The 1,552-nt window shown below is 50.4% G+C and carries 1 tRNA gene and 2 rRNA genes; all 3 read left to right on the forward strand.

The window, feature by feature from the left end:
- Nucleotides 1-683 (forward strand): 16S ribosomal RNA (locus QM959_RS09490); the annotation flags it as partial.
- 51 nt (nt 684-734) lie between these two features.
- Nucleotides 735-807: transfer RNA gene (locus QM959_RS09495), tRNA-Ala, on the forward strand.
- 124 nt (nt 808-931) lie between these two features.
- A 23S ribosomal RNA gene (locus tag QM959_RS09500) occupies nt 932-1,552 on the forward strand; the annotation flags it as partial.

Consider the following 1,552-nt stretch of genomic DNA (forward strand, 5'->3'; position numbering starts at 1 on the left):
AGCTAACGCATTAAGCACTCCGCCTGGGGAGTACGACCGCAAGGTTGAAACTCAAAGGAATTGACGGGGGCCCGCACAAGCGGTGGAGCATGTGGTTTAATTCGAAGCAACGCGAAGAACCTTACCAGGTCTTGACATCCCTCTGACCGCTCTAGAGATAGAGTTTTCCTTCGGGACAGAGGTGACAGGTGGTGCATGGTTGTCGTCAGCTCGTGTCGTGAGATGTTGGGTTAAGTCCCGCAACGAGCGCAACCCCTATTGTTAGTTGCCATCATTCAGTTGGGCACTCTAGCGAGACTGCCGGTAATAAACCGGAGGAAGGTGGGGATGACGTCAAATCATCATGCCCCTTATGACCTGGGCTACACACGTGCTACAATGGCTGGTACAACGAGTCGCAAGCCGGTGACGGCAAGCTAATCTCTTAAAGCCAGTCTCAGTTCGGATTGTAGGCTGCAACTCGCCTACATGAAGTCGGAATCGCTAGTAATCGCGGATCAGCACGCCGCGGTGAATACGTTCCCGGGCCTTGTACACACCGCCCGTCACACCACGAGAGTTTGTAACACCCGAAGTCGGTGAGGTAACCTTTTAGGAGCCAGCCGCCTAAGGTGGGATAGATGATTGGGGTGAAGTCGTAACAAGGTAGCCGTATCGGAAGGTGCGGCTGGATCACCTCCTTTCTAAGGAAAAGGAACTGCGCATTGGTCTTGTTTAGTCTTGAGAGGTCTTGTGGGGCCTTAGCTCAGCTGGGAGAGCGCCTGCTTTGCACGCAGGAGGTCAGCGGTTCGATCCCGCTAGGCTCCATTGGTGAGAGATCACCAAGTAATGCACATTGAAAATTGAATATCTATATCAAATAGTAACAAGAAAATAAACCGAAAACGCTGTAGTATTAATAAGAGTTTATGACTGAAAGGTCAGAAAATAAGGTTAAGTTAATAAGGGCGCACGGTGGATGCCTTGGCACTAGGAGCCGAAGAAGGACGTGACAAACGACGATATGCCTTGGGTAGCTGTAAGTAAGCGATGATCCAGGGATTTCCGAATGGGGGAACCCAACAGGTACTACCTGTTACCCGCATCTGTTAAGGATGTGAGGAGGAAGACGCAGTGAACTGAAACATCTAAGTAGCTGCAGGAAGAGAAAGCAAAAGCGATTGCCTTAGTAGCGGCGAGCGAAACGGCAGGAGGGCAAACCGAAGAGTTTACTCTTCGGGGTTGTAGGACTGCAATGTGGACTCAAAGATTATAGAAGAATGATTTGGGAAGATCAGCCAAAGAGAGTAATAGCCTCGTATTTAAAATAGTCTTTGTACCTAGCAGTATCCTGAGTACGGCGGGACACGTGAAATCCCGTCGGAATCTGGGAGGACCATCTCCCAACCCTAAATACTCCCTAGTGACCGATAGTGAACCAGTACCGTGAGGGAAAGGTGAAAAGCACCCCGGGAGGGGAGTGAAATAGAACCTGAAACCGTGTGCCTACAACAAGTTCGAGCCCGTTAATGGGTGAGAGCGTGCCTTTTGTAGAATGAACCGGCGAGTTACG

The organism is Streptococcus mitis (assembly GCF_047459985.1).
GTDB classification, from domain to species: domain Bacteria; phylum Bacillota; class Bacilli; order Lactobacillales; family Streptococcaceae; genus Streptococcus; species Streptococcus mitis_DZ.